Genomic DNA, 23,633 nt, shown 5'->3' with positions numbered 1-23,633 from the left:
CCGGCGCGCGAACGAAAAAAAGCCCGCTTTCGCGGGCTTTTTCATGGGTGACTGGCCGGGCCTATATGCGGCCCATGAGCACCAGGATGATGATGATGACGACGATCAGGCCGACGCCGCCACTGGGTCCGTAGCCCCAGGACCGGCTGTACCCCCAGCTCGGCAGCGCGCCGATCAGTATCAGGATCAGGACGATCAGCAGAATGAATGAGAGCGACATGGTTTCTCCAGGGCGGTTGTTGTGATGAGCCTCCATGCTCCTCCCGCCCCGGCGAGCGGATCGCCGGATAGCCGCCCCTTCGGTGGTCAGTGAACGTCCTACCGAGGGCGTCGGCATTCCAGCCGAATGCCGTCGGCGCGCGCGTCAAAGGCGTGCCAGCCGCTCCAGCGCCGCGTGCAGCGTCTCGTCTTTCTTGGCGAAGCAGAAGCGCACCACGCGCTGGTCGAAACCGTTGCCGTAGAAAGCAGACAGCGGAATGGCCGCCACGCCGATCTCGCCCGTGAGCCAGAGGCAGAAGTCGGCTTCCGACAGGTCGCTGACCGCCGAGATGTCCACGCACTGGAAGTAGCTGCCCTCGCTGCGTAGCAGCTTGAAGCGGGTCTTCTCGGCCAGGCCGGCGGCGAACAGGTCGCGCTTGCGCTGGTAGAAGGCCGGCAGCTCGAGGTAGGGCTCGGGCTGCGCCATGTAGTGCGCGAGCGCGTGCTGCATCGGCGTGTTCACGGTGAACACGTTGAACTGGTGCACCTTGCGGAACTCGGCCATCAGCGGCGCCGGCGCGGCCACGAAACCGACCTTCCAGCCGGTGACGTGGTACGTCTTGCCGAAGCTGCTCACGATGAAGCTGCGCGCCGCCAGGCCCGGGAACCGCGCCACGCTTTCGTGGCGGGCGCCGTCGTAGACCATGTGCTCGTACACCTCGTCGCTGATCACGAACACGTCGGTGGGGGCGAGCAACTCCTCGAGCTTGCGCATCTCGGCCTCGGTCCAGACCGTGGCGCTCGGGTTGTGCGGCGTGTTGATGATGATGGCGCGCGTGCGCGGCGTGAGCGCGGCGGCGATCTTGTCGAAATCAGGCCGGAAGGTGCCCGGCGTGAGCGGCACGCGCACCACGCTGCCGCCGGCCAGCTCGATGTTGGGCACATAGCTGTCGTAGCAGGGCTCCAGCACGATCACCTCGTCGCCCGCGCGCACCACGGCAAGGATGGCCGTGATGATGGCCTGCGTGGCGCCCGCGGTCACGGTGATTTCGGTGGCGGCGCTGTAGCGGTGTCCGTAGAGCGCGGAAATCTTGGCGGCAATGGCATCGCGCAATGCCGGAATGCCCGGCATCGGCGGGTACTGGTTGTGGCCCGCGGCCATGGCGGCCGTGACGTCTTCGAGCAGCTTCGGATCGCAGTTGAAATCCGGAAAGCCCTGGCCGAGGTTGACCGCGTTCTTCTCGGCGGCCAGGGTCGACATGACCGTGAAGATGGTGGTGCCTACAGAGGGCAGCTTGGTGCCGATGGCCGGCGTGCGCGGGGCGTGAACTGTGCTCATAGCTCGTAGTCTTGTTGGTGGCCGCTCAGGGCCTTGGCGATCAGGTTGCGGTCCAGGCGGTCGGACAGCAGCTCGGCGAACTTGAACACGAAGTTGCGCAGATAGGCGCTGCGCTTGAACGCGACCCGCGCGATATTCTGGCCGAACACATGGCCCATGGGGCGCACCACGAGGTCGGCGTTCGACTCGTCTCGCACGGCCATCTCGGCCACGATGCCCACGCCCAGGCCCAGGCGCACATAGGTCTTGATCACGTCGGAGTCGATGGCTTCGAGCGCGATGCGCGGCGACAGCTTTTTCTGCGCGAAGGCGTGGTCGATGCGCGTGCGGCCGGTGAACGACGGGTGGTAGGTGATGATCGGCTCGAGCGCCAGGTCGTCGAGCGAAATGCGCTCCTTGGCGGCCAGCGGGTGGTCTTTGGGGAGTACCAGCACGTGCTGCCATTCATAGCAGGGCAGGGTCACGAGTTCGGCGTAGCCGTCCAGCGACTCGGTGGCGATACCGATCTCGGCAATTTCGTCGATCACCATGCGCGCCACCTGGTCGGGCGAGCCCTGGTGCAGGCTCACATTGACCTTGGGGTACGCCTCGCGCAGGTTCGCCACGGGCACCGGCAGCACGTAGCGCGCCTGGGTGTGCGTGGTGGCAATGGAGAGGGTGCCACTGTCCTGCGCGCTGAACTGCTCGCCGATGCGCTTGAGGTTGCCCACCTCGCGCATGATCAGCTCGATGCTGGCGATGACGTGCTGGCCCGGCTCGGTCACGCGCTTCAGGCGCTTGCCGTGGCGCGCGAAGATTTCAACACCCAGTTCTTCCTCGAGCTCGATGATGGCCTTGGAGACACCGGGCTGCGAGGTGTGGAGCGCCTTGGCCGCCTCGGTGAGGTTCAGGTTGCGCCGTACGGCTTCCTGGACAAACTTGAACTGATGCAGATTCATATCAAATTCCGTCTTATTACGGAATTCATTATGCCTTCTTAATCTATCGAAATGACCGAGCGATCAGGATTTGATGGCGATTCGGGCCAGCAGGTCGACCAGTTCGGGCTCTTCGCCCACGATGCGGGCGAGCGAGATGTCGATGTGGGGCCATTTCTGGCGCAGTGCTTCAAGCTGGTGCGGCAGGTCTTCGCGGGCATGCTTGCCCATGCCGAGGAACAGTGGGACCACGCGGATGGCGCGCGCACCGGCGGTGATCAGGGCCGCCGCCGCCGTGGGAAGGTCGGGCGTCGCCAGTTCCATGTAGGCGCAAGTCACGAGCGCGTCGGGTGCCCGGGCGGTGACGCGCGCGGCCACGGCTTCGATCGGCTCGCGCCAGCGCTCGTCGCGCGAGCCGTGTGCCAGCAGGACGATGCCCTGCGCCTGTCTGTGTGTGGTGGTCGTCATCGTCGCAACACCAGCCAGCTGAAGGCAGTGAGCGACATCACCGAATAGATCATCCCCGGCGCCGCGGCGGTGAGCCACGGTGACCAGTTGCTCAGGTTGCCGAGGTAGCCGAACACGTTGTTCAGCAGGAAGAAGCTGATGCCGATCATCACGCCGCCGAACACGTAGGTCGTGATGCCGGCCTGGCGGAAGTGCAGGTACGCAAAGGGCAGGGCGAGCACCACCATCACCAGGCATGAGAGCGGGTAGAACACCTTGCGCCAGAACTCGATCTCGTAGCGCTGCGCGGTCTGGCCGTTGGCGTCGAGGTGGCGGATGTAGTCGAACAGGTCGATCGTGCTCATGCGGTCCGGGCGCAGCAGGGCGACGGACACCATCTCGCCCGTCAGCGAGGTGGGCCAGTTCAGCTGCGGCATCTGGGTCGTGACGATGCGGGCCTGGTTGGCTGAAGTGCGCGTGTCGAACTTCTGCTCTTCCACGTTGGTAAGCATCCAGTGCCCGTCGTCGCCGATGACGGCCGAACCCGCCACGATCTGGTTGCTGATGTAGCCGTTGGCGTCGAACTCGAAGATGCGCGGGCTCTTCAGCGCGCCCTTGCGGTCGATGGACAGGACGTTCACCGCGTACGACACGTTGCCGCGCTTTTCCTTGAGCCAGGCGCCGGTGTTGCCGGCCAGGGAGTAGATGCCCTGGTACTTGGCCTTGAGCAGCTGGCCCGTGCGCTCGGAGGCGGGCGCGACATAGTCGCCGACGGCGAAGGTCAGGATCACGAAGCCGATGCCCAGCAGCAGCAGGGTGCGCAGCGCACGCCAGGGACCCAGGCCGCTGGTGCGAAGAATGGTGTATTCCGAGCTCTGCGCGAGCCGCGCCATGACGAAGATGGAGCCGATCAGCACGGTGATCGGCAGCAGCTCGTACAGATGGCTCGGTATCAGCAGGGTCACGTAGATCAGTGCCTGCACGGGCCCGTAGTTCAGGCTGTCCGGCTTGCCGATGGACTGCAGCTCGTCGACGAAGTCGAAGAAGAAAAAGAGGCTCAGGAAGCCGAGCGTCACGAACGCAACGGACTTCAGCACCTCCACGTAGATCAGGCGTCTTATCGTTTTCACGTCGTGGGTTCGATCTTGGGTGTGAGCACTGCGGGGGCGCGGGTTCGCCGTGTGCGCAGGCCCCAGTTGTTCTGTCGCACGCTCAGCCACGCGAGGTTGAGTACCAGCACGCTGCCATGCAGCATCACCATGAAGCCGGCCATGCTGAAGCGCCCGGAGCTGATCCAGCTCTGCCCGATGTTGAGCATGTTGTAGTAGATGACGAAGGCGAACAGGGCCAGCAGCAGGTTGCCGCTTCGCCCCACTCGCGGGTTGGCGCTGGACACGTTCAGCGCCAGCAGCACGAAGTTGACGGCGGTCAGCAGCATGCCGATGCGCCAGGCCAGCTCGCCGCGGCTGGGGTTGCCCGGGTCGGCCAGCAGCGAGACGGTGGTGCGGGCGCGTGGCGGCGTGGCGTCGTTCACCGTGCCGTTGTCGCCGCCGGCACGGGTGCCGTAGGTCTTGAATTCGCTGATCTTCAGGCCGGTGTTGGCCATCGGCTGCTCCAGCCTCTGCCCGTTGTTGAGCAGCAGGTAGCGGGAGTTACCGATGTTCTCGATGCTGCCGCTGCGCGCCGAGGTGGTGATCTGCAGGTTGCGCTCGATCGACCAGATGAAGACGTTGGTGGCCTTGGAGTTGTCCGGTGTGTCCTTGTCGATGAAGAACACCCGCACGCGCCCTGCGGACTCGCGGAACTCGCCCGGCGACACGCGCTCGATGTCGCTGCGCTGCTCGTACTGCTGGCGCATGCCGATGGTCTGCGAATTGGCCCAGGGCCAGCCCACCAGCGCCATCACGGAGATCAGGATTAGCACCGGCCAGGCAAAGCGGAACAGCGGTTTCACGAAGTCCATGAGCCCGCGCCCGCTGGAGAACCAGATCACCATTTCGCTGTCGCGGTACATGCGCGAGAGGGTGCCGACGATGGCGATGAACAGGCTCAGGCTCAGGATGGTCGGCATGTAGCCGAGCACCGTGTAGGCCATGACCAGGAACACTTCCTGCGGGTTCACACTGCCCTTGGAGGCGAGCCCCAGGGTACGGATGAGCATCATGGTCATCACGATGGTGACCAGGACCACGAGGGTTGCTCCGAAGCTGCGGGACAGCTCCTTGCGTAGGGAAGAATGGAATAACATCGTTCGAGGAAAAAAAGGATTATGGACTTTCAACTCAAGACCCTCACCGTCGCCCAGGCTGCAGCCGAGAAATCCGATGTCCTGATCGTGCTCGTCGGCAGCGCTCCCCTTACCGCCAAGGACCCGCTTTCCGTGCTGGCCGCCAGTGCCCGCAAGGCCGGCGACCTGCCTGACAAGGCCGGCAAGCTGCTGGCGCTCTACCGGCCGGAAGATGTCGTGGCCTCCCGTGTGGTGCTTGCCGCCATCGGCGACGGCAAGCCTGCGGCGGTCCGCAGCGGCGTGCTTGCCGCGGTCAGCGCCGCCAAGGCCCATGCACCGAAGCGGGTGGTCGTGGTGTTCGCTCAGCCCGCGGACGGTGCCGCCGTGGCTTGCGCCGTGACCGCCGCGGCCGATGCCAGCTACGTCTACACGACCACCAAATCGAAGGCCGAGCCGCGCACCATCCGCAACATGACGCTCGGCGTGGCCGATTCGCCCGCTGTGGAAAGCGCCTTCAACGACGCCCGCGCCGTTGTCAACGGCATCGAGCTGGCCAAGGAATGGGGCAACCGGCCCGCGAACCATGCCACGCCCACGCTGCTGGGCGAGGCCGCCAAGGGCCTGGCCAAGCTGCCGAACATCAAATGCGAAGTGCTGGGGCCCAAGGAAGTCGAGAAGCTCGGCATGGGCTCGTTCGCTGCCGTGGCCCAGGGTTCGGCCGAACCGCTGCGCTTCATCGTGCTGCGCTACCACGGGGCGCCGAAGGACCAGGCGCCCGTGGTGCTGGTCGGCAAGGGCATCACCTTCGACACCGGCGGCGTCTCGCTCAAGCCGGCCGCCGAAATGGACGAGATGAAGTTCGACATGTGCGGTGCGGCGAGCGTGCTGGGCACGTTCCGCGCGCTCGGCGATATCCAGCCCGCCATCAACGTCGTCGGCCTCATTCCCTCCTGCGAGAACATGAACGACGGGCGCGCGGTCAAGCCCGGCGACGTGGTCACCAGCATGAGCGGCCAGACCATCGAGGTGCTCAACACCGACGCGGAGGGCCGCCTGGTGCTGTGCGACGCGCTGACCTATGCGAAGCGCTTCGAACCCGCCGCCGTCATCGACATCGCCACGCTCACCGGCGCCTGCGTGGTCGCGCTGGGCGGCGTGCGCAGCGGCCTGTTCTCGAGCGACGACACGCTGGCCGCCGCACTGGAAGCGGCCGGCGAGGCCTCGCAAGACCGTTGCTGGCGCCTGCCGCTGGACGACGACTATGCGGAAGGCCTGAAGAGCAACTTTGCCGACGTGGCCAACATTGCCGGGCGCGCCGGCGGAGCCATCACCGCGGCCAAGTTCCTTCAGCGTTTTGCCGGCGACTTCGCCTGGGCGCACCTGGACATCGCCGGCACGGCCTGGAAGAGCGGGGCGGCCAAGGGCTCGACCGGCCGGCCGGTGGGCCTGCTGGTGTCGTACCTGACGACCCGCGCGGGCAGCACCGAGGTGCCCGCCAAGGCAAAGGTGGTCAAGCCCGTCAAGGCGGTCAAGGCGCCGACGCGAAAGGCCCGGTCGGCAACGTGACGGAAATCGGCTTTCACTACAACGCGCCGGACAAGCTGAACTACGCCTGCCGGCTGGTTCGCAAGGCCGTCAATGCGCGCGGCCTTCGCGTGGTGGTGGTGGGCGATGCGCACACGCTCGACGCGGTAGACGCCGCGCTCTGGCAACTCTCGCCGGTGGACTTCGTCGCGCACTGCCGCGGCGATGCGCCGGCCCATGTGGTGGCGCGTTCGCCCGTCGTGCTGTCCGTGGAGGGCGCCGACGCGGCATCGCTGCCGCACCGCGAGATGCTGGTGAACCTTGGGCTCGACGTGCCCGCGGGTTTCGAGCGCTACGAGCGCATGATCGACATCGTGAGCGACGAGACCAACGACCGCCAGGTCGGCCGTTCACGCTGGCGCCACTATGCCGACCGCGGCTACACCATTCAGCCGCACGACTTCGCAAAGAGTTCCTGACATGGCCAGCACGCTGCGCACGCCGCCCCGGTTCGTTCCCACGCTGACCACGGTGCTCGAGATTCCCGCGGAGCCCGCGAACCCTGCGCCACAGGCAGAGCTGGCACCACCTCCCGACGCGGCGAGCGCCATGGCATTGCCGCCCGCGGCGCAACTGACGCAGGCCGAAATCGTCAGCCTCGAAGAGCAGCTTCTGCACCGCGTACTGCAGCGCGTCGACCTGTCGCTGGAAGAGCGCCTGAGCGACACGGTGTCCGCGGCCATTCAGCATCAGCTCGATGCCATGGTGCCGCGTTTGCGCAATGAAATCGAGGCCGTTTTGCGTGCATTGGTGATCGAGGCAATGGCCGCCGAACTCTCGGAAAACACAGGGTCTACGCCAGCTTCCGGCGCATAAATCCTCAGCTAAACTGCGCCGCAGGTCGCAACGGCGTGAGGGTGCCACTGGCCTGCGGCGCGGAACTTGCGAGGTTTGCGCGCCCGGATCACACGACCGGTTTTTTATTCTTTATCCAAGTTCTGGAGGTTCTCATGCAATTGAAATGGACAGCGGTCGCACTGGCTGCAATCACGCTCGTGGCTTGCGGCAAGAAAGAAGAAGCGGCTGCACCTGCAGCAGCGCCGACCGCCGCGGCCCCGGCTGCAGCTGCGCCCGCACCTGCCGGAGAAACGCTGCTTGTGAAGATCGGTCACGTGGCACCTACCAGCGGTCCTATTGCCCACCTGGGCAAGGACAACGAAATGGGCGCCAAGATGGCGATCGAAGACCTGAATGCCAAGGGCATCAAGATCGGCGACAAGACCGCCAAGTTCGAACTGGTCGCAGAAGACGATGCCGGTGACCCGAAGCAAGGCACCGCAGTGGCACAGAAGCTCGTGGACGAGAAGGTCAACGGCGTGGTCGGTCACCTGAACTCGGGTACCACCATTCCCGCCTCCAAGCTCTACAGCGACGCTGGCATTCCGCAGATCTCGCCTTCGGCCACGAACCCGAAGTACACGCGTCAAGGCTTCAAGACCACGTTCCGCGTGGTGGCTGACGACACGCAACTCGGTGGCACGCTGGGCAAGTACGCGGTCGATACGCTCAAGGGCAAGAACATTGCCGTGATCGACGACCGTACCGCTTACGGCCAAGGCGTTGCCGAAGAGTTCGAAAAGGCGGCCAAGGCTGCTGGCGCCACCATCGTGGGCCACGAGTTCACCACCGACAAGTCGACCGACTTCAACGCCATCCTGACCAAGCTCAAGGCCACCAAGCCCGACGTGCTGTTCTTCGGCGGCATGGACGCTGTCGGCGGCCCGATGCTCAAGCAGGTCAAGCAACTCGGCCTGAACGTCAAGTTCATGGGTGGCGACGGCCTGTGCACCGGCGAACTGCCGAAGCTGGCTGGCGATGCCATCGGCGAAGACATGGTGGTGTGCGCTGAAGCCGGTGGCGTGGACGGTGACTTCAAGCAGCCGCTGGAAGACTTCAAGGCCAAGTTCAAGACCAAGAACGGCGTGGAAGTGCAGATCTATGCACCTTACGTGTACGACGCGGTCAACGTGCTGGCGGAAGCCATGGTCAAGGCCGGTTCTTCCGACCCCGAAAAGTACCTGCCTGAAGTCGGCAAGGTGCAATACAAGGGCGTGACCGGCCCGATCGCCTTTGACGAAAAGGGCGACATCAAGAACGGCGCGCTGACGCTGTACACCTACAAGGGTGGCGTGCGCACGCAGATCGCCGTTGTGCGCTGATCGGCGGCTTTCGCCAAAAAAGAAAAGGGCCTTCGGGCCCTTTTTTCATGCCTGTCGCCGAAGCCGTTCAGAGCGGGGCGAGGCCCGAGAGGCGGTCGCTGTTGCAGTACTCGATGAAGGCGTCGAGGTCGCGTGACTTGTCGAACACCGCATCGGCACCGAGCGCCGCACAGCGCGCGCGAATGTCTACCGTGACGTAGTTGCTGAGCACCACCACGCGCTGCGTCGGCTTGCGTGCCGTACAGCCCGCCAGCACGCCCAGGCCGGAGCCTTCCTTGAGGAACAGGTCGACGATGAGCAGTTGCCAGTCGTCGGGGTGGGTGTCGAGCCAGGCAAGCGCTTCGGTTTCGGTTTCGGCGAAGCCGACCACATGGCCATTGACCAGATCCTCGAGTGCCGGGACCAGGTTATCCCTGATGGTCTTGTTGTCCTCGACGAGGAACGTGATGAGGGCCATGCCGTGGTTTCGCTGTGAGAACCAATAGCGTAGCGTGCCTGACGCCGCCGCAGCGTAGGAGAAAGGATACGGACGCAGGGAGCCGGTTGCGCCGCCTGGGTCAGTTGGAGCTCTGGGCGCGGATCTTCGCCTTGAGCTTTTCGGCCAGTGCCAGGCTTTCGTCACGCTCGGCCGTTGCTTCCAGGCGCTTTTCGATCTCCTCGCTCAACGCGGCATTGACCTCAGCCAGCTTCTCGGCGGACTTGGCCAGTTTTTCCTCGAGCTGGCTCGTGTGTTCGATGGCCTGCGCCACTTCGCCGACCTGCACCTCTTCGGGCAGTTCCTGTTCGAGCACCGTGTTCACGACGGCCAGATTGTCCGAGGCGCGCTGCACGTCGGCGGCCACCTGCTCGCTCTTCTTGAGGGTGTGGTCCAGAGATGTCGTGCCACGCGGCGAGGTTTGGGAATGTCCAGCCATCGAGGCTCCTTTGCAGGCTTGAAAGTAAAACCTTTGGATCGTACTGCGAGACGAAACGCCCCGCCCACGAAGCCCAGTTGTGGCAAAGCAACGCATTGCCTCGCAGAACAGATGACAAAAAAAGCCCAAGTGCTTGTGGCGACTTGGGCTTCTTGTGCTGTCTGCATGTTCGCGAACGGTTACGAACAATCAATCTCTGGCGGAGCAGGCGGGATTCGAACCCGCGGAGGGCTATTAACCCTCACACGCTTTCCAGGCGTGCGACTTAAACCGCTCATCCACCGCTCCTGAGCCTCAAATTATAGCGTGGCTTCGAGCCATTTCAGGTCGGGCCGGCGCTTTTGCCGGTCTGGATCATCCGCATCGCCGATGCGATGAGCGCGGCGGTCTCGGACATGTTGCTCGGCACGATCAGCGTGGTCTTGGAATCCGCCGCCACCTTGCCATAGGCATCGACGGCGCGTTCGGCCACCTTGAGCTGCACGGCCTGTTCGCCGCCCGGCTGGCGGATGGCTGCGGCCACGCGTTCGATGGCGTCGGCGGTGGCGGTGGCCACCGCCGTGATGGCGGCTGCTTCACCCTGCGCGTTGTTGATCTGTGCCTGCTTCTCGCCCTCGGAACGGGCAATGAAGGCCTCGCGCTCGCCGGTGGCGATGTTGATCTGCTCCTGGCGGCGGCCTTCCGAGGCCGCAATCAGCGCGCGCTTGCCGCGCTCGGCCGTGATCTGCGCCTGCATGGCCAGCAGGATTTCCTTCGGCGGCGTCAGGTCCTTGATTTCGTAGCGCAGCACCTTCACGCCCCAGTTGAGAGCCGCTTCGTCGATGGCGGCCACCACCTGTGCGTTGATGACATCGCGTTCTTCGAAGGTCTTGTCCAGCTCCAGCTTGCCGATCACGCTGCGCAGCGAGGTTTGCGCGAGTTGCGTCACCGCCACGATGTAGTTCGACGAGCCGTAGCTCGCGCGCATCGGGTCGGTCACCTGGAAGTACAGGATGCCGTCCACCTGCAGCTGCGTGTTGTCGCGCGTGATGCAGATCTGGCTGGGCACGTCGAGCGGAATTTCCTTCAGGCTGTGCTTGTAGGCCACCCGGTCGATGAACGGGATCAGGAAGTTGGGGCCGGGCGTCATCGTGCTGTGGTACTTGCCCAGCCGCTCGCGCACCCAGGCGTTCTGCTGCGGCACGAACTTGACCGACTGGCTGATGAAGATGATCGCGATGACCAGGATGATGAGGGGGACCGAAAATTCCATGGTGCGCTTCCTTTTCTGAGTTCTATGGACTGACTAAACCTTGGCGACGACGAGGCGGCTGCCGATCACTTCGACCACGCGGTGCTCTCCGGTGGACGGGGTGCTGCCTGCGCGCTGAATCACCGTCCATTGCGCGCCGCGGTAGCGAACGGTGGCGGTGCCGTCGGCATTCCAGGCATCGACGTGCACGCTCTCGCCGATGTCGAGGTTCACGTCGCGGTTGGTGCCGGTCCGCGCTGCGGCAGGGCGCCTGCGCTGGATCGAATACCAGGCCAGCACGGCGCCAACGCCGATCACCGACGCCACGATGAGTTGCGTGACGGTGCCGAAGCCCAGGTGCGCCGAGATCGCGGCGGCGGCGAAGCCTGCGGCGAGCAGCAGCAGGTAGACCGTGCCCGAGAGCAACTCGGCCACGATGGCCACCCCCGCAATCAGCCACCAGACGGTGGAATTCGCCATGTCGACTCCTCTTTTGCTTGTTCGATGCGCGACATTCTGCGGCATGAACCCCAAGCGCTTGCCGTGCGTAGGGGTACTGGCGCGGGGGCAGACGGCCTTGCCCGCCGGGCCCGAATGTCTTGCAGGAAGCTGACCGAATCCGTCATCCGAATTCCGTACACTTCGCGCCTCGTCTTTGCCTGTCTGTCTCCCCGCCTGTCCGGAGCCCCGCTCATGAAATTTCGCTTTCCCATCGTCATCATCGACGAGGACTTCCGCTCCGAAAACACTTCGGGCCTCGGCATTCGCGCGCTCGCGCAGGCCTTCGAAAGCGAGGGCTTCGAGGTGCTGGGCGTCACGAGCTACGGCGACCTGAGCCAGTTCGCGCAGCAGCAAAGCCGCGCCAGCGCATTCATCCTGTCGATCGACGACGAAGAGTTCACCGTCGGCCCCGACCTCGACCCGGCCGTGCTGAACCTGCGCACCTTCATCGGCGAGGTGCGGCGCAAGAACGCGGACGTGCCGATCTACATCTACGGCGAAACCAAGACCGCGCGCCACATTCCGAACGACATCCTGCGCGAGCTGCACGGTTTCATCCACATGTTCGAGGACACCCCCGAATTCGTGGCGCGCCACATCATCCGCGAGGCCAAGAGCTACCTGGAAGGCGTGCAGCCGCCGTTCTTCAAGGCGCTCATCGACTACGCGGAAGACGGCTCGTACTCGTGGCACTGCCCGGGCCATTCGGGCGGCGTGGCGTTCCTCAAGAGCCCTGTGGGCCGGATGTTCCACCAGTTCTTCGGCGAGAACATGCTGCGTGCCGACGTGTGCAACGCGGTGGAAGAACTGGGCCAGCTGCTCGACCACACCGGCCCGGTGGCGGCCAGCGAGCGCAATGCGGCGCGGATCTTCAATGCCGACCATTGCTTCTTCGTGACCAACGGCACCAGCACCAGCAACAAGATGGTGTGGCACCACACGGTGGCGCCAGACGATGTGGTGGTGGTGGACCGCAATTGCCACAAGTCGATCCTGCACGCGATCATCATGACCGGCGCGATTCCGGTGTTCATGAAGCCCACGCGCAATCACTTCGGCATCATCGGCCCGATTCCCCAGAGCGAGTTCGAGCAGAGCGCCATCAAGGCCAAGATCAAGGCCAACCCGCTGCTGGCCCACGTGGACTCCGAAACCGTCAAGCCGCGCGTGATGACGCTCACCCAGTCGACCTACGACGGCGTGATCTACAACACCGAGACCATCAAGAACATGCTCGACGGCTACGTCGACACGCTGCACTTCGACGAAGCGTGGCTGCCGCACGCGGCCTTCCACCCGTTCTACGGCGCATACCACGCGATGGGCAAGCGCCGCGTGCGGCCGAAGGACTCGCTGGTGTTCGCCACGCAGTCCACGCACAAGCTGCTGGCCGGCATCAGCCAGGCCAGCCACGTGCTCGTGCAGGACTCGCAGAACCGCGCGCTCGACCGCGACCTGTTCAACGAGGCCTACCTGATGCACTCGTCGACCAGCCCGCAGTACGCGATCATCGCGAGCTGCGACGTGGCCGCGGCCATGATGGAGCCGCCCGGCGGCACGGCGCTGGTGGAAGAGAGCATTCTTGAAGCCCTCGACTTCCGCCGCGCCATGCGCAAGGTCGAGGAAGAGTTCGGCAAGGAAGAGTGGTGGTTCAAGGTCTGGGGCCCCGAGAAGCTGGTCGAAGAAGGCATTGGCCGCGCCGACGACTGGATCATGACGGGCGAGAAGGAGTCCACCAAGCGCAAGACCAAGAAGTCGCCGCGCAACTGGCACGGTTTCGGCGACCTGGCCGACGGCTTCAACATGCTCGACCCGATCAAGTCGACCATCGTCACGCCCGGCCTGGACCTCGAAGGCAACTTCGCGGAGAGCGGCATTCCCGCCAGCGTGGTGACCAAGTTCCTCGCGGAGCACGGCGTGATCGTGGAGAAGACCGGGCTGTACAGCTTCTTCATCATGTTCACCATCGGCATCACCAAGGGCCGCTGGAACACGCTGCTCACGGCGCTGCAGCAGTTCAAGGACGACTACGCGCGCAACCAGCCGATGTGGCGCATCCTGCCGGAGTTCTGCCAGCAGCACCCGGGCTACGAGAAGCTCGGCCTGCGCGACCTGTGCCAGCACATCCACAAGCTGTATGCGCGCTTCGACGTGGCGCGCCTCACGACCGAGATGTACCTGAGCGACCTGACGCCGGCCATGAAGCCCAGCGACGCCTTTGCGCACATCGCGCACAGGAAGACCGAGCGCGTGGAAATCGACGACCTTGAAGGCCGCATCACCACCAGCCTGATCACGCCGTACCCCCCGGGCATTCCGCTGCTGATTCCGGGCGAAGTGTTCAACAAGAAGATCGTCGATTACCTGAGGTTCTCGCGCGAGTTCAACTCGCAGTGCCCTGGCTTCGAGACCGACATTCACGGCCTGGTGGCGCGCGTCGACGAGACGGGCAAGAAGCGCTACTACGCCGACTGCGTCAGGGCAGTGAAGTAAACAGGCCTGCGGTCGGGCCGCCTGGCCCGATCGAATGACCCGTGCCTAGCCTTCTCGCACCCGCATGAAGCGGGCGAAACGCGGCAGCCCCTTGGCGGTGGTGCCGTTGTAGCGGTAGGTCACCCAGCTGCCGATGGCGGGCGGGTTGTCCCGTTCGGCGTCGGTCAGGCCGGTGCCGAGCTTGAAGCGCTTGCCGTCGGCGGTCTCGACCACCAGCGCGCCGAGCCGGCTCGCGTGCCTGCCCTTGCCGGTCACATGCTCGATGACGCGCGCCTCGGCGTCGTCGTAGGGCTTGACCTTCAGCAGGTCGTTGTTGCGCTCGCCGCGATAGCTCGAACTGCCGCGGTGGAGCATCAGGCCTTCACCGCCCATCTTCACCGTCTTGTCGAGCAGCGCCTGCAGCGCTTCGTGCGTGGTCGCGCGCTCTTGCGGCACGGGCACCACCCACGGTGCGTCGGTGACGGGGAGCAGCTTGCGCAGGGCGGCCAGCCGTGCGGTGAAGTCGCCGGCCTGGGCGGGCAGGTCGAACACCATGAAGCGCATCTCGTGCCATGCGACGTCGTTGGGTGTCTGGCTGCGCACCGTCGAGACCGCGTGGGGGAACCGGCCGCGACCGGCCCACAGTTCGCCGTCGAGCGGCTGCTTCGGCAGCGGGGCCGTGAACCATGCGGGGGCCACGACGCGCTCCCCGCCGCGCGTCCACAACTGCTTGCCGTCCCAGTAGCCGCGCACGCCGTCGTACTTCTCGCTGACCCAGTAGTCGGACAGCGACATCCCGGGGCGGTAGACGTCGGCCAGCATCAGCGACGGCGCGGCGTCGCGCGCGAACACGGCATGTGCGGCGACCACGCCGAAAGCGGCAAGAAGGAGGGAGCGTCGGCTCGGCACGGTGCTATTGAATAGATAGCTGCATACGACCGCCTGGCGGCCGTATCAGCGATTTTTTGCCCAATTTACTCGGCCATTCCGCCCACGACGTTGCTGAAGCCGCCGTCGACGTAGGTGATCTCTGCCGTCACGCCGCTGGCCAGGTCGCTCAGCAGGAAAGCGGCCACGTTGCCCACTTCTTCGATGGTCACGTTGCGGCGGATCGGCGAGGCGTCGGCCACGGCCGCGAGCATCTTGCCGAAGCCCTTGATGCCGCTGGCGGCGAGCGTCTTGATCGGGCCGGCGCTGATGCCGTTCACGCGCATGCCCCGGGGTCCGAGCGAGGCGGCCGTGTAGCGCACAGAGGCTTCGAGCGAGGCCTTGGCCAGGCCCATGGTGTTGTAGTTGGGCAGCGCGCGTTCGGCGCCCAGGTAGGTCAGCGTGAGCAGGGCCGACTTGTCGTTGAGGTAGGGCAGGGCCGCCTTGGCCATCGCCGGGAAGCTGTAGGCGCTGATGTCGTGCGCGATCTTGAAGCCTTCTCGCGACAGCCCGTCGAGGAAGTCGCCGGCGATGGACTCGCGGGTCGCGAAGCCGATGCTGTGCACGAAGCCGTCGAACGTGGGCCAGGTTTGCGCCAGGTCCGCGAAGAGCTTGTCGATCTGCGCGTCGTCGCCCACGTCGCAGTCGAAAATCAGCTTGGAGCCGAAGTCTGCGGCATATTCGGTGATACGGTCCTTGAATCGCTCGCCGACATAGCTGAAGGCGAGCTCCGCGCCCTGTTCGTGACAGGCCTTGGCAATGCCATACGCAATGGAGCGATTGCTCAACACACCGGTGATCAACAGTTTTTTGCCGGAAAGAAAGCCCATGAAGTTGCCTCGTGAAAATCTTGGGCAGAATTCTCGCATGCGGTTTCTCCGGGTCTGGTGGTTGATGGTGTGTGCGGTTCCCGCGTGGGCCGCGCATGGATACGCACTCTGGGACGACCTGAAGTACGCCCCCGGCTTCCAGGCCTTCGACTACGTCGACCCCGCCGCGCCCAAGGGCGGTGAGTTGCGCCTGGTAAGCAACCTGCGCGTGTCCACCTTCGACAAGTACAACCCGTTCACCATCAAGGGCGCGGCCCCGGCCTACCTCGACAGCCTGCTGTTCGACACGCTGCTGACCGGTGCCATGGATGAAACCGGCTCCGGCTACGGCCTGCTGGCCGAAGACGTGACGGTCGCACCCGACCGCCGCAGCGTGACCTTCCGCCTGCGGCCCGAGGCCAGGTTCCACAACGGCATGCCGGTCGAGGCGGCCGACGTGAAGCACAGCTACGACACCCTCATCGGCCCCTTCACTTCGCCAGGCTACAAGACGCTGCTGCAGGAGGTCGACGGTGCCGACGTGCTCGACGCGCGCACGATCCGTTTCCGCTTCAAGACGATCAACCGCGAGCTGCCGCTGATCGTGGGCAGCCTGCCGGTGTTCAGCCGCGCCTGGGGCATGGAGAACGGCAAGGCCAAGCCCTTCGACCAGGTGGTCATGGACATTCCCATCGGCAGCGGCGCCTACAAGATCGGCCCCGTGCGCTTCGGCAAGGACATCACCTACGTGCGCGACCCCAACTACTGGGCGCGCGACCTGCCGGTCAACCGCGGCTCACACAACTTCGACCGCATCACCGTCAAGATCTACAAGGACAACACGGCCCGGCTCGAAGCGCTGAAGGCCGGCGAGTTCGACATGATGAGCTTCTACTCGGCCGGTGACTGGGCGCGCCGGGTGAACGGCAGGCGCTTCAATACCGGCGAACTCGTCAAGCGCGAGTTCTCCCACAAGAAACCCTCGGGCTTCCAGAGCTTCGTGCTCAACAGCCGGCGCAGCAAGCTGAGCGACCCGCGCGTGCGCGAGGCCCTGGGCCTCGCGTTGGACTACGAGTGGATGAACCGGCAGCTGTTCTACAACGGCTATCCGCGCGTGAAGGACCTGTTCGGCAACACCGACTGCGAGGCGCAGGGCCTGCCGTCGCCGGAAGAAAAGGCGCTGCTCGAGCCCTGGCGCGGCAAGATTCCCGAGGCGAGCTTCGGCCCGATGTACGCGCCCCCCGTCACCGAAGGCGAAGGGCAGTCGCTGCGCAACAACCTGCGCCGCGCGCGCGACCTGCTGAAGCAGGCCGGCTGGGAATACCGCGACGGCGCTTTGCGCAATGCCAAGGGCGAGGCCATGACGCTCGAGTACCTCGACAGCAAGGAAGGCGGCGTGCGCACCGTGTCGCCGTGGATCCGCAACCTCGAGAAGCTCGGCATCACGCTGAACTTCTCGACCGTCGATTTCGCGCTCTACCAGGAGCGGCTCGACCGCTTCGACTTCGAGATCACCACCATCAACTTCCCGGGCACCAACAACCCGGGCCAGCAGCTCCTGGAGGTCTTCGGCAGCAAGGCCGCCAAGACGGAGAGTTCGGGCAACTACATGGGCGTGTCCACGCCCGCGGTCGATGCCTTGCTCAAGGACATCGTCGATGCCGACACCAAGGCCGAACTGATGCCGGCCTGCCGCGCGCTGGACCGCGTGATCATGCACAGCCACTACCTCATTCCCCAGTGGACGCTGACCTCGCACCGGATCGTCTACGACGACTGGCGCCTCGCCTTCAAGTCGCCCATGCCGCCGTATTCCAACGGGGAAGACTGGGTCATGGGCACGTGGTGGGCCAAGCCGCCACGCAAGCCGGCGCCATAGACACAAATAGAAGAGAAGGAAACCGGCCGTGCTCTCCTATGTCCTCAAGCGCCTGCTGCTGTTCATTCCGACCTTGCTCGGCGTGATGCTCGTGACCTTCCTCGTGATCCAGTTCGTGCCTGGCGGGCCGGTGGAGCAGTACCTGGCCGAAGCCAAGACGGCGGGGCGGGGCGGCGGCGGGGGCGGCTTCGAATCCGGCGGCGGCAGCTATCGCGGCAACCAGGGCGTGGACCCCAAGCGGCTGGAGCAGATCAAGGCGCTCTACGGCTTCGACAAGCCGCCGCATGAGCGCCTGGTCCAGATGCTCGGCCAGTTCGCGCGTTTCGACCTCGGCAAGAGCTTTTTCCAGAACAAGGACGTCTGGACGCTGATCATGGAGAAGCTGCCGGTGTCGATCAGCCTCGGCCTTTGGACCTTCTTCATCAGCTATGGCGTGGCGGTGCCGCTGGGCGTTGCCAAGGCGGTGAGGGCGGGCACGCGCTTCGACCTGATCAGCACGCTCATCGTGCTGATCGGCTATGCCATTCCGGGCTTCGTGCTCGGCGTGGCGCTGCTGGTGGTGTTCGGCGGGCAACTGCAGTGGTTTCCGTTGCGCGGGCTGACCTCTGCCAACTGGGACGACCTGAGCTGGGGTGCGCGCATCGTGGACTACCTGTGGCACATCACCTTGCCGGTCACGGCCATGGTGCTCGGCAGCTTTGCCGTGACGGCCATGCTCACGAAGAACGCCTTCCTCGAGGAGATCCGCAAGCAGTACGTGCTGACGGCGCGGGCCAAGGGGCTGGGCGAGCGGCAGGTGCTGTGGAAGCATGTGTTCCGCAATGCGCTGATCCCGATCATCACGGGGCTGCCCTCGGCCTTCATCGGTGCCTTCTTTGCGGGCTCGCTGCTGATCGAGACCCTGTTCTCGCTCGACGGGCTGGGCCTGCTGGGCTATGAGAGCGTGATACGTCGCGACTACCCGGTGGTGCTCGGCACGCTGTATCTCTTCACGCTGATCGGCCTGGTGACCAAGCTGATTTCCGATCTCTGCTACGTATGGGTGGACCCGCGTGTCAAATTCGACTGAACTTGGGCTCGCCCCCAGGCTTCGCGCACTTCGTGTCGCTTCTCCTTCCCCCTGCCGGGGGCAACACCTGAGGCCCGGCAGAGCCGGTTCCTCGGTGTGGATGTGGCTCGCCCCCAGGCTTCGCGCACTTCGTGTCGCTGCTCCTTCCCCCTGCCGGGGGCAACACCGGAGGCCCGGCAAAGCCGGTTCCTCGGTGTTTCTGGAAGAGGTCGGGTGCGCGGTGGCTTGGTTGGGGGGAGGGCGCGCATGGTAGGCGGCAGTGCCCACGTCTCGCCGGGGCGCCGCGCCTGGCTGCGCTTCAAGCGCAACCGGCTCGGTTTCTGGAGCCTGGTGATCTTCACCGTCCTGGTGGTGCTGAGCCTGTTCGCCGAGGTGTTGTCCACCGACAAGCCACTGGTGCTGCGCTACGAGGGCCACACCTACTTCCCGGTGCTGCGCGACTATTCCGAGAAGACCTTCGGCGGTGACTTCGAGACGCCGGCCGACTACCTCGACCCGTTCATCCGCGAGCGCATCACGCAGGGCGACAACTGGGCGGTCTACGCCCCCAACCCCTATGGCGCCAGAACGCTCAACTACTTCGCCAAGTCGCCCAGCCCGGCCGCGCCCACGGGCGACAACTTCCTGGGCACCGACGACCGCGGCCGCGACCTGCTGGCGCAGCTGATCTACGGCTTTCGCGTGAGCGTGCTGTTCGGCCTGGCGCTCACGGCCATCGGCACGGTGCTGGGTGTGGCGGCGGGGGCGGTGCAGGGCTATTTCGCAGGAAAGATCGACCTGGCCTTCCAACGCTTCATCGAAATCTGGAGCTCCATGCCCGAGCTCTACCTGCTGATCATCTTCAGCGCGATCTTCGCGCCCAGCGTGGCGCTGCTGCTCATCCTGCTGAGTTTGTTCGGCTGGATGGGCCTGGCCGACTACGTGCGGGCCGAGTTCCTGCGCAACCGCCAGATGGACTACGTGCGCGCCGCCCGCGCGCTGGGCGTGAGCAACCTGCAGATCATGTGGCGCCACATCCTGCCCAACAGCATGGTGCCGGTCGTCACCTTCCTGCCGTTCCGCATGAGCGCCGCCATCCTTGCCCTGACCTCGCTCGACTTCCTGGGCCTGGGCGTGCCGCCGGGCACGCCGTCGCTCGGCGAACTGCTGAGCCAGGGCAAGGCCAACATCGACGCCTGGTGGATTTCCCTTTCCACCTTCGGCGTGCTGGTGGTCACGCTGATGCTGCTGACCTTCATGGGCGACGCGCTGCGCGACGCGCTCGATCCCCGGAAGGCCGACAAGTGATGAACGGCAATTCAACGAATCCCCCGCTGATCGACGTGAAGGGCCTGCGTGTCGCCTTCGGCGGCAAGGAGGTGGTGCACGGCATCGACTTCCAGATCGCCGCCGGCGAGAAGCTCGCGCTGGTCGGCGAGTCCGGCTCGGGCAAGACGGTCACGGCGCTGTCGTTGCTGCGGCTGGCGCAGAACGCCGACGTCACTGGCGTTGCAAGGCTTTTCGGCGGGGAACGTCCGTCGGACGTGCGTGACCTGCTATCGATTCCGGAGCGGCAGTTGCGTGGCATCCGCGGCAAGGAGATCGCGATGATCTTCCAGGAGCCGATGACCGCGTTGAATGCGCTCTACAGCGTGGGCGACCAGATTGCCGAGGTGCTCGAGTTGCACGAAGGGCTGTCGGCCCGCGCCGCGCAGGCGGCCGCGGTGCAGTTGCTGGCCGACACGGGCATTCCGGAGCCCGCGCGGCGCGCGCAGGCGTTTCCGCACCAGCTGTCGGGCGGCCAGCGCCAGCGCGCCATGATCGCCATGGCCCTGGCCTGCAAGCCGCGGCTGCTGCTGGCCGACGAGCCGACCACGGCGCTGGACGTCACCGTGCGCGCGCAGATCCTCGACCTGCTGGCCGAATTGCAGCGCAAGCACGGCATGGCGGTGCTGCTGATCACGCACGACCTGAATCTGGTGCGCCGCTTCGCCGACCGCGTGGCGGTGATGGAGAACGGCCACATCGTCGAGCACGGGGCGGTCGCACCGGTGTTCGAGGCGCCGCAGCACCCCTACACCCGCAAGCTGATCGACAGCCACCCGGAGCGCCATGTGGCGGCGGTGCCGTCGAGCGGCGCCGCGCCGGTGCTCGAGGCGAAGGCCTTGCGCGTGATCTACCCCGTGCCCCGGCCCGGCATCGGTGGCTGGTTCCGCAAGGGTGAGTTCGTGGCGGTGCAGGGCGCAGATTTCCGCATTGCGCCGGGCGAGACGCTCGGCGTGGTCGGCGAATCGGGTTCGGGCAAGTCGACGCTCGCGCTGGCGGCGCTGGGGCTGCTGCGCCATCAGGGCGCGTTGAAGGTCACCGGAAAAGACTGGGCGGTCGATCGCGCGTCCGACCTGGGCCTGCGCCGGGTGATGCAGGTGGTGTTCCAGGACCCGTTCTCTTCGCTCTCGCCGCGCATGACGGTCGAGCAGATCGTGGGGGAGGGGCTGCGCGTGCACGCGCCCAGGCTCGATGCCGAGGCGCGGCGGGCGCGTTCGCTTGTTGCACTCGCCGACGTCGGGCTGACCGAGGCCCAGTTTCCCTCGCTGCTCGACCGCTACCCGCATGAGTTTTCCGGTGGGCAGCGCCAGCGGCTGGCGATTGCGCGTGCGCTGATCGTCGATCCGCAACTGCTGGTGCTCGACGAGCCCACCAGTGCGCTCGACGTGACGATCCAGAAGCAGGTGCTCGGCCTGCTGCAGCGCCTGCAGCGCGAGCGCGGGTTGAGCTACCTGCTGATCACGCACGACGTGGAGGTGATCCGTGCCATGGCGCACCAGGTCATCGTGATGAAGGACGGGGCCATCCTCGAAAGCGGAGCGGTCGAGCGCGTGCTCGACGCACCCGAGCACCCCTACACACAAAAGCTGGTGGCCGCCGCGCTGCTGGAATAAACGGAGCCTGCAAGCAATGTCGGAAATCGGACGCGACCGGCGCGGGGCGTGGCGCGCGGCGCTGGCCTGCATGGTCACCCTGTCGGTGGCCATGGGCCTGGGGCGCTTTGCCTTCACGCCCATGCTGCCCATCATGCTGCACGAGGGAAAGCTGGAGCTCGCCACCGGCGGGGTGCTGGCATCGCTCAACTACCTGGGCTACTTTCTGGGTGCGGTCAGCTGCGCGGCCATCGGCATCAAGGCATCGAGCATGGTGCGCGGCGGGCTGCTGGCCACGGCGGCGTTGCTGGTCGGCATGGGGCTGCTGCACAGCTTCACGAGCTGGGGCATCCTGCGCGCCGCCGCCGGCGTGATGAGCGCCTGGGTCTTCGTGTTCGCCTCCGGCTGGGGGCTGCGCAGGCTGGCGGAAACCAACTCGCCGATGCTGGCGGGGGTGATCTACACCGGCCCGGGAATCGGCATTGCGATGACCGGCTTGCTCGGCGGGGCGCTCGGGCGCTGGGGCTCCGAGGCGGGCTGGATCGGCCTGGGCATCCTGGCGGTGGTGCTGATCGCCGTGATCTGGCGGGTGTTCGACGACGGCGAGCGGGCGCCGGTCGGGGGCGTGGCGGCCGTTGCCCCTGCCGCGACGGGGCACGCCAGCCGCTCGGCGGCCGATCGCAGCGATGCGATCTGGCTGGTGGCGCTGTACGGGCTGGCGGGCTTCGGCTACATCATCACTGCGACCTTCCTGCCCGTGATTGCCCGGCAGGCACTGCCCGGTTCGTCCTGGCCCGATTTCTTCTGGCCCTTGTTCGGGCTGGCCATCATTCCCGGGGCATTGATCGGCGCGAGGGCGCCTACGCATTGGGACAACCGGCTGTTGCTGGCCGTGGCCTATTCGCTGCAGGCGCTGGGTGTGGTGCTGTCGGTGGCATGGCCGACCATCGGCGGCTTCGCGCTCGGCAGCCTGCTGCTGGGGATGCCGTTCACCGCCATCACTCTTTTTGCAATGCGGGATGCGCGCCGATTGCGCGGCAACGCGGCCGCCGGGCTGATCGGCTATGCAACGGCGTCCTATGGGGTGGGGCAGATCGTCGGGCCGCTGTTTGCAGCGCCGCTGGCCCAGCGGACGGGGTCGTTTCAGCTGCCGCTGCTGGTCGCGGCGGCGGCATTGGCGCTCGGCGCTGTTTTATTTGCATGGGTTTGGCTCAAATCTCGCCGTCCGGGGGGCGTTTGAGTGTCTATGCCCCTTCATTTATTGCACGAATAGCATATAATTCGAGGCTCACGACCAAACGGGCGGGTACCAACCGCCCGTTTTTTTTGGTCTGTGCATTCTGAACATTCCAGCGATCTGGCATCCGTGGCGGGCGGATTGCACAGTTACCGTATTTAAAAGGCACTTTCGAACACGTGGCATTGCAGCAAATAGTGGAACAAACCGTGGCCGGTCTCGGCTATGACCTGGTCGAGATCGAACGCTCGGCCGGGGGGACGCTGCGCGTGACGATTGATTTGCCGTGGAAGGCCCCCACATCGGAAGCTGTCGCGGCCGGTGTGCCCGAGCCCTTCGTGACGGTGGAAGACTGCGAGAAGGTAACGCGGCAGTTGCAGTTCGCGCTTGAGGTGGATGGTGTCGATTACAAGCGGCTCGAGGTGTCCTCGCCCGGTATCGACCGTCCGCTGCGCAACGAGCAGGATTTCGGGCGTTTCGTGGGTGCGGTGATCGACATCACGCTCAAGGCGCCCATGGGTGCGGCGGCGGCGGGCCAGGTGTCCGCCAATCGCAAGAAGTTTCGCGGCACGCTGGAGCGTGTCGAGCAGGCGGATGGCGCCCAGGGCTGGCAGATCGTCTGGAGCGATGCGCCCGAGGCCAAGCCTGGACAAAAAGTGAGCAAGAAGCGCGCGCCTGCACCGTTGCATGCGCTGGGCTTCGTTTTGGACGAGCTGCGCGATGCGCGGCTGGCGCCCATTGTGGATTTCAAGGGCCGCAAGGCCAAAACCCAACCGGGTTTTTCGGATATTGACGACGGAACGCAGGTTCCGGACTGACCAGAGGA

The 23,633-nt window shown here is 65.4% G+C and carries 23 protein-coding genes and 1 tRNA gene; 11 read left to right on the top strand and 13 right to left on the bottom strand.

Going from position 1 to position 23,633, the window contains the following annotated elements:
- Positions 1-61 precede the first annotated feature (61 nt).
- The 6 genes from ACSFBM_RS07230 to lptF form a co-directional block, all read right to left on the bottom strand.
- Positions 62-220: a DUF3309 family protein gene (locus tag ACSFBM_RS07230; RefSeq protein ID WP_435438292.1), complete on the bottom strand. Its 159-nt coding sequence runs from the start codon at positions 218-220 to the stop codon at positions 62-64.
- Positions 221-364: 144 nt separating this feature from the next.
- Positions 365-1,537 (bottom strand): pyridoxal phosphate-dependent aminotransferase, encoded by a 1,173-nt coding sequence (locus tag ACSFBM_RS07225; RefSeq protein WP_435483772.1) that lies wholly within the window; start codon positions 1,535-1,537, stop codon positions 365-367.
- Positions 1,534-2,475, bottom strand: coding sequence for a CysB family HTH-type transcriptional regulator (locus ACSFBM_RS07220; RefSeq protein WP_435438294.1), 942 nt, complete (start codon positions 2,473-2,475; stop codon positions 1,534-1,536). Before ACSFBM_RS07220 ends, ACSFBM_RS07225 begins: the two co-directional genes overlap by 4 nt.
- Before the next feature lie 63 nt (positions 2,476-2,538).
- Positions 2,539-2,922: a sirohydrochlorin chelatase gene (locus ACSFBM_RS07215; RefSeq protein WP_435483771.1), complete on the bottom strand. Its 384-nt coding sequence runs from the start codon at positions 2,920-2,922 to the stop codon at positions 2,539-2,541.
- Positions 2,919-4,031, bottom strand: a complete 1,113-nt coding sequence (gene lptG / locus ACSFBM_RS07210; RefSeq protein ID WP_435483770.1) for an LPS export ABC transporter permease LptG — start codon at positions 4,029-4,031, stop codon at positions 2,919-2,921. The genes ACSFBM_RS07215 and lptG overlap by 4 nt, the downstream gene beginning before the upstream one ends.
- Complete coding sequence (gene lptF, locus ACSFBM_RS07205) at positions 4,028-5,149, bottom strand: LPS export ABC transporter permease LptF (RefSeq protein WP_435483769.1); 1,122 nt, start codon at positions 5,147-5,149, stop codon at positions 4,028-4,030. Before lptF ends, lptG begins: the two co-directional genes overlap by 4 nt.
- Before the next feature lie 21 nt (positions 5,150-5,170).
- Here lptF and ACSFBM_RS07200 point away from each other — a divergent pair, with 21 nt between their 5' ends.
- From ACSFBM_RS07200 to ACSFBM_RS07185, 4 genes are all read left to right on the top strand, one after another.
- The gene (locus ACSFBM_RS07200; protein ID WP_435483768.1) at positions 5,171-6,694 is read left to right on the top strand and encodes a leucyl aminopeptidase; all 1,524 of its coding nucleotides are present in this window, start codon (positions 5,171-5,173) and stop codon (positions 6,692-6,694) included.
- Positions 6,691-7,131, top strand: coding sequence for a DNA polymerase III subunit chi (locus ACSFBM_RS07195; RefSeq protein WP_435483767.1), 441 nt, complete (start codon positions 6,691-6,693; stop codon positions 7,129-7,131). The genes ACSFBM_RS07200 and ACSFBM_RS07195 overlap by 4 nt, the downstream gene beginning before the upstream one ends.
- Before the next feature lies 1 nt (position 7,132).
- On the top strand, positions 7,133-7,528 hold the full coding sequence (locus ACSFBM_RS07190) for a hypothetical protein (RefSeq protein WP_435483766.1): 396 nt from the start codon (positions 7,133-7,135) through the stop codon (positions 7,526-7,528).
- A gap of 134 nt (positions 7,529-7,662) precedes the next feature.
- On the top strand, positions 7,663-8,871 hold the full coding sequence (locus ACSFBM_RS07185) for a branched-chain amino acid ABC transporter substrate-binding protein (protein ID WP_435483765.1): 1,209 nt from the start codon (positions 7,663-7,665) through the stop codon (positions 8,869-8,871).
- Positions 8,872-8,938: 67 nt separating this feature from the next.
- On the opposite strand, the gene ACSFBM_RS07180 is transcribed toward ACSFBM_RS07185, so the two are convergent.
- From ACSFBM_RS07180 to ACSFBM_RS07160, 5 genes are all read right to left on the bottom strand, one after another.
- The gene (locus tag ACSFBM_RS07180; RefSeq protein WP_435483764.1) at positions 8,939-9,328 is read right to left on the bottom strand and encodes a response regulator; all 390 of its coding nucleotides are present in this window, start codon (positions 9,326-9,328) and stop codon (positions 8,939-8,941) included.
- Positions 9,329-9,428: 100 nt separating this feature from the next.
- On the bottom strand, positions 9,429-9,785 hold the full coding sequence (locus tag ACSFBM_RS07175; RefSeq protein ID WP_435438303.1) for a hypothetical protein: 357 nt from the start codon (positions 9,783-9,785) through the stop codon (positions 9,429-9,431).
- 197 nt (positions 9,786-9,982) lie between these two features.
- Positions 9,983-10,073: transfer RNA gene (locus tag ACSFBM_RS07170), tRNA-Ser, on the bottom strand.
- Positions 10,074-10,107: 34 nt separating this feature from the next.
- The gene (locus ACSFBM_RS07165) at positions 10,108-11,037 is read right to left on the bottom strand and encodes an SPFH domain-containing protein (RefSeq protein ID WP_435438304.1); all 930 of its coding nucleotides are present in this window, start codon (positions 11,035-11,037) and stop codon (positions 10,108-10,110) included.
- A 33-nt stretch (positions 11,038-11,070) separates the two neighbouring features.
- The gene (locus tag ACSFBM_RS07160) at positions 11,071-11,496 is read right to left on the bottom strand and encodes an NfeD family protein (RefSeq protein ID WP_435483763.1); all 426 of its coding nucleotides are present in this window, start codon (positions 11,494-11,496) and stop codon (positions 11,071-11,073) included.
- Positions 11,497-11,709: 213 nt separating this feature from the next.
- Here ACSFBM_RS07160 and ACSFBM_RS07155 point away from each other — a divergent pair, with 213 nt between their 5' ends.
- Positions 11,710-14,010 (top strand): Orn/Lys/Arg family decarboxylase, encoded by a 2,301-nt coding sequence (locus ACSFBM_RS07155; protein WP_435483762.1) that lies wholly within the window; start codon positions 11,710-11,712, stop codon positions 14,008-14,010.
- Positions 14,011-14,055: 45 nt separating this feature from the next.
- Here the strand turns inward: ACSFBM_RS07155 and ACSFBM_RS07150 are convergent, their stop codons facing one another.
- Complete coding sequence (locus ACSFBM_RS07150; protein WP_435483761.1) at positions 14,056-14,898, bottom strand: DNA ligase; 843 nt, start codon at positions 14,896-14,898, stop codon at positions 14,056-14,058.
- Positions 14,899-14,963: 65 nt separating this feature from the next.
- Positions 14,964-15,746: an enoyl-ACP reductase FabI gene (fabI, locus tag ACSFBM_RS07145; RefSeq protein ID WP_435483760.1), complete on the bottom strand. Its 783-nt coding sequence runs from the start codon at positions 15,744-15,746 to the stop codon at positions 14,964-14,966.
- A 37-nt stretch (positions 15,747-15,783) separates the two neighbouring features.
- Here fabI and ACSFBM_RS07140 point away from each other — a divergent pair, with 37 nt between their 5' ends.
- The 6 genes from ACSFBM_RS07140 (at position 15,784) to rimP (ending at position 23,625) form a co-directional block, all read left to right on the top strand.
- Positions 15,784-17,604 carry an extracellular solute-binding protein gene (locus ACSFBM_RS07140; protein ID WP_435483759.1) on the top strand — a complete coding sequence of 607 codons (1,821 nt, stop codon included), beginning with the start codon at positions 15,784-15,786 and terminating at the stop codon, positions 17,602-17,604.
- Between the two features lie 28 nt (positions 17,605-17,632).
- Positions 17,633-18,673, top strand: coding sequence for a microcin C ABC transporter permease YejB (locus tag ACSFBM_RS07135; protein WP_435483758.1), 1,041 nt, complete (start codon positions 17,633-17,635; stop codon positions 18,671-18,673).
- A gap of 246 nt (positions 18,674-18,919) precedes the next feature.
- Complete coding sequence (locus tag ACSFBM_RS07130) at positions 18,920-19,960, top strand: ABC transporter permease (protein WP_435438311.1); 1,041 nt, start codon at positions 18,920-18,922, stop codon at positions 19,958-19,960.
- Complete coding sequence (locus tag ACSFBM_RS07125; RefSeq protein WP_435483757.1) at positions 19,960-21,591, top strand: ABC transporter ATP-binding protein; 1,632 nt, start codon at positions 19,960-19,962, stop codon at positions 21,589-21,591. The genes ACSFBM_RS07130 and ACSFBM_RS07125 overlap by 1 nt, the downstream gene beginning before the upstream one ends.
- Positions 21,592-21,607: 16 nt before the next feature.
- Positions 21,608-22,810 (top strand): YbfB/YjiJ family MFS transporter, encoded by a 1,203-nt coding sequence (locus ACSFBM_RS07120; RefSeq protein ID WP_435483756.1) that lies wholly within the window; start codon positions 21,608-21,610, stop codon positions 22,808-22,810.
- A 176-nt stretch (positions 22,811-22,986) separates the two neighbouring features.
- A complete protein-coding gene (gene rimP / locus ACSFBM_RS07115; protein ID WP_435483755.1) occupies positions 22,987-23,625 on the top strand; it encodes a ribosome maturation factor RimP in 639 nt (212 codons plus the stop codon).
- Positions 23,626-23,633 lie beyond the last annotated feature (8 nt).

The organism is Variovorax pasteuri, from assembly GCF_051216435.1.
GTDB lineage: Bacteria > Pseudomonadota > Gammaproteobacteria > Burkholderiales > Burkholderiaceae_C > Variovorax.
The sequence above is the reverse complement of the archived record's forward strand: the minus strand, read 5'-3'. Positions and strand labels throughout refer to the sequence as shown.